The organism is Mycobacterium sp., from assembly GCF_035653355.1.
In the GTDB taxonomy this organism is placed as follows: domain Bacteria; phylum Actinomycetota; class Actinomycetes; order Mycobacteriales; family Mycobacteriaceae; genus Mycobacterium.
In genome coordinates this window covers 1-4,228 of the sequence record NZ_DASRBZ010000587.1, presented here as the reverse complement: position 1 = coordinate 4,228, position 4,228 = coordinate 1, and the positions used below count along the sequence as shown (strand labels likewise).

At 68.4% G+C, this 4,228-nt stretch carries 5 protein-coding genes; 1 reads left to right on the top strand and 4 read right to left on the bottom strand.

The window, feature by feature from the left end:
• The coding region (locus VFA16_RS20265; RefSeq protein WP_324969546.1) for an LLM class flavin-dependent oxidoreductase at positions 1 to 686 on the top strand (686 nt) is incomplete at its 5' end.
• 4 nt (positions 687 to 690) lie between these two features.
• Here VFA16_RS20265 and VFA16_RS20260 read toward each other — a convergent pair.
• The 4 genes from VFA16_RS20260 to rpsI form a co-directional block, all read right to left on the bottom strand.
• Entirely contained in the window at positions 691 to 2,199 is a 1,509-nt protein-coding gene (locus VFA16_RS20260; RefSeq protein WP_324969545.1) for a hypothetical protein, read from the bottom strand.
• 3 nt (positions 2,200 to 2,202) lie between these two features.
• The gene (locus VFA16_RS20255) at positions 2,203 to 2,508 is read right to left on the bottom strand and encodes a type VII secretion target (RefSeq protein ID WP_324969544.1); all 306 of its coding nucleotides are present in this window, start codon (positions 2,506 to 2,508) and stop codon (positions 2,203 to 2,205) included.
• Between the two features lie 38 nt (positions 2,509 to 2,546).
• Complete coding sequence (gene glmM / locus VFA16_RS20250; RefSeq protein WP_324969542.1) at positions 2,547 to 3,878, bottom strand: phosphoglucosamine mutase; 1,332 nt, start codon at positions 3,876 to 3,878, stop codon at positions 2,547 to 2,549.
• Positions 3,879 to 4,010: 132 nt separating this feature from the next.
• Positions 4,011 to 4,228 (bottom strand): 30S ribosomal protein S9 (gene rpsI / locus VFA16_RS20245; RefSeq protein WP_324969541.1); only part of this gene is annotated, 218 nt, incomplete at its 5' end.

Sequence of the window (4,228 nt, the reverse complement as noted above, 5' to 3'; positions counted from 1 at the left end):
TTTGCCGACGGGTCTGGCGGCGCGATCGAATCGACTACGCCGGCAAGCACTACCAGGTACCGCTGCCGCCAGATCGCGGAACAGGCCTGGGCAAGCCGCTGCATCTCATCAATCACCCTGTCCGCGAACGGATTCCAATATCGATCGCCGCGCTCGGGCCCAAGAACGTCGAACTGACCGCGGAAATCGCCGACGGCTGGCAGCCGATTTTTTTCTATCCGGATAAGGCGGAGTCGGTGTGGGGCTCTGCGCTGAAAGCCGGCTACGCCAAACGGGATCCGGAATTAGGTCCACTGGACGTTATGGTCGGTGTGTCGCTGGCCATCGGCGACGACGTCGACGAGCGGCTGGCGTGGGGCAAACCGCAGCTTGCTCTCTATATCGGTGGCATGGGCGCCAAAAACCGGAACTTCTATCACAACCTGGCGACCCGCTACGGGTTCGGCGAGGTGGCGAACCGGATCCAGGAGCTGTACCTGTCCGGACGCAAGGACGAAGCCGTCGCCGCTGTGCCGGACGAACTTGTACGCGGTATTTCACTGGTCGGGCCCCGCGGATTCGTTGCCGAACGAGTGGCGGCCTTCGCTGAGGCCGGGGTGACGACGCTGTTGGTGGCCCCGCTCACCGCTGACCGCGGCGAATCCGTGCGCTTTGTCGAGGAATTGTGGGAGCTGTTGCCGGGCTGACGCCTCATTGCCCCGCTTGCGGCAAAGCGTCGGCAGCGATTTCACAGGGGGTCGAGCCTTCCGCTTGCGGATTCGGCGGCACCGGCTCGGCGGGCGCCGACGGGGCCGCCGGCTCCTCGACCGGTGAAGCCGTGCCGTCCTGCCCAGTCGGCGGGTCTGCGGCGTCCGGCGGTGGTGGCGGAGTTATGCCGGCCGATTCTGGAGCGCTCTCGTCGCCGCCCTGACCGGTGTCGGTGCCATCGCCGGTCTCGTGCTGGTCGGCGTCGGGGTCGGGCGCCTCAGCGGCTTCGTCGGTGTCGTCGGTGTCGTCGGCGGTGTCGGCCGCCTCGGCAACCGGGTCGTCGGCGTCCAGTTCGTCGCCCAGCGGATCGTCGGTGGTCAGTAGATCGTCGGGTGCCGACGGACCGGCAAGCCCGTCAGTCAGAGAACCGACCAGGCCGCCGATCGCGTCGACGATCTGGCCAGCCAGGCCGACGAGGCCGCCGAGCCCACCCCCACCGCCAACTCCGCCCAGTCCTCCCCCACTTCCAAGGCCACTGAGATCGCCGGCCGCGCCGCTCGACAGGCCGGCGGGATCAGCGAACGGGGTGTCCAGCGCCGACATCGGCGGCACGGGCGGCAGATCGTCGAACAGATCTGCCGGCAGTGGCGGCGGTACAGGCGGCGATGGCGTCGCCGCAGCCGCCGGCATGGCGTTGGGGGGCGCCGCTGGTGGAACTGCAGCGGCAGGCATGGTGTTGGTGGGTGCCGGCGGCGCAATTGCAGCCGGGGGCTCAACCGGCGCGCTCGCCATCGACACGGTCGGCTCGTCCAATAGCGGTCTGTCGGTAAGAGCCACGGGGGTCTGAAAACACACCGCCGGCGCGGCCGTCAACGCGGCGGTGATGGTGTCGTAAGACGCGTCCACCGACGCCCGGGTCGAGCGCATCGCTGTGAGCCAGTCGGTGCGAATATCGTTGTCCACGTATGGTTTTACCTGCTGCTCCACCAGTTCACGGGCCAGCTCCTCCTGGGCTCCGGCCGTCACTGTCTGGGCGGCCGACAACCAAGCCACCCGCTCGCTCAGCCGGCGGTCGTCGATATCCACGGCCGCCGCGACTTTGGCGTCGACCATCTGCCACAGGTTGTCGCGCAGGTCCGCGCATCCCTCTGCCGCCGCCCGGACCGCGGCAGCCACTTCGTTTCCTGAATTGCAATGCCGCTGCAGTGATTCCATCGCGGCGTCGGCTCCTGCTCCATTCCACGCCGCGGCCAGGTGAGGAAGCTGCGCGCGCTGCACGGCCAGCGCCTCCTCGATCACATGGACCGCGGCCCAGAGATGTGCGCAGTCGTCATCGAGTGCGACCAGGTCGAGACCGTCTTCGCTTTCGTACCAGTCAAGTACCTGCGAACCATGCGCCGTTAGGTCGGGATGCTGATAGCCCAGGGCATGACAGGCCGACACATAGGTCTGGGTATGCTGGACCGCGGGCCGGCCCTCAACAAGCCGAGCCGAGACGTCAAACCGGCTCACCGGTCAGCCGATTCCCGCCGCCGCGCGCAGTTCGGCCTCGGCGTAGCGGTCGGCGGTCGCGCGCAGTGCCGCGGCGATCTCGACGGTGGCCCGAGACCACTGAGTCAGCTGCGCCGGCAATCGATTCAGCGCGCTGCGCACTGCATCGCCGCGTGCGGCATGTGCGCGGCCCGCGCTGGCACCACTAAATGCCAAGTGCGCCAGGTGGTTACGGACGGCGTCGTCGATAACCTCTGCCGCGCCGTGAAACCGGTTGGCGACCGACCGCATCGCGGCGACGTCGATCCAGGTACGGCAATGTTGGTCCATACCCACTACGACGCGCCAGCGACGTGAGCGGTTCCCGGTTAGGCGGTCACAGATTCGGCGACGCGCAGGGCAAGCCGACGAGCGACCTCTTGATCGGCCGCTTCCACCATGACACGGATCAGTTGCTCAGTTCCCGAGGGACGCAACAGGATTCGGCCGGTGTCACCGAGTTCAGCCTCGGCCTCGCGCACCGCGGCCCGCACCTCCGGCGCCGCCACCGCGGCCGCCTTGTCGGTGACCTCGACGTTGATCAATACCTGCGGCAAGGTTTGCATCGCCGACGCCAGGTCCGCCAGCGACGAGCCGGTCTGCGCCATCCGTGACATCAACCGCAGGCCGGTGAGGATGCCGTCGCCTGTGGTGGCCAGCGCGGGCATGACGATGTGGCCGGATTGCTCACCGCCGAGGCTGTAGTCGCCGGCCCGCAGCTCCTCGAGCACATAGCGGTCGCCGACGCCCGTGGTTCGGACCGTGACGCCGGCCGAGCGCATGGCCAAGTGCAGCCCGAGGTTGCTCATCACCGTGGTCACCAGGGTGTTCGCGGCCAGTTCGCCGGCCTCCTGCATTGCTAATGCCAGCACCACCATGATGTGGTCGCCGTCGACCACCTCGCCCTTGGCGTCGACCGCCAGGCAGCGATCCGCGTCACCGTCGTGAGCCAAGCCCAGGTCGGCGCCATGCGTCAGCACCGCCGAGCGCAGCGACTCCAGGTGCGTCGACCCGCAGCGGTCGTTGATGTTCAGCCCGGTGGGTTCGGCGTTGATCGCGATGACCCGGGCACCGGCTGCCCGGTAGGCGCGCGGCGCCGCCACCGACGCGGCGCCGTGCGCGCAGTCGACAACCACGGTCAGGCCGTCGAGGTGGTTGGTGCTGGCCTTGCCGAGCTGGCGCAGGTAGCGCTCCAGCGCATCATCAGCGTCGACGACGCGCCCGATGCCCGCGCCGACCGCGCGCAGTCCCGGGCCGGCGGCGACCAGTTCTTCGATCTCGTCTTCGGTGGCGTCGTCGAGTTTGTGACCGCCGGGACCGAAGATTTTGATGCCGTTATCGGGCATCGGGTTGTGTGATGCGGAGATCATCACCCCGAAGTCGGCGTCGTAGGCGCTGGTCAGATAGGCCACCGCGGGCGTTGGCAACACCCCGGCCCGCAATGCGGTGACACCTTCGCTGGTCAGCCCGGCGATCACCGCGGCTTCCAGCATTTCGCCGCTGGCCCGCGGGTCGCGGCCCACCACGGCGACCGGCGGGCGGCCCGTGCCTGTGCTGGCGAGTCGCCGGGCCGCCGCAGCGCCCAGGGCCAGCGCCAGTTCAGCGGTCAGCTCGCGATTCGCGATCCCACGGACGCCGTCGGTGCCGAACAGTCGACCCATGCGGACAAACCTCTCACATTTGACAGCCGTGCAACGGGCATACCCTTTTCTGGCCGTGAGTGTGCGTGTTTGTGCAGAGACACGCCGAAATACGCGTACAACGATGCACGCTCGCGGCCAGACCGTGACCGATCAGCGCTTGCTGTACTGCGGCGCCTTGCGGGCCTTTTTCAGACCGTACTTCTTGCGTTCCGTAGACCGCGGGTCGCGGGTGAGGAAGCCGGCCTTCTTCAGCGCCGGACGGTCGTCCGGGTCGAGGCCGATGAGCGCCCGGGCGATCGCGAGCCGAAGCGCGCCGGCCTGGCCGGTGGTCCCGCCGCCCTGCAGGGAGGCGATGACGTCGTACTGGC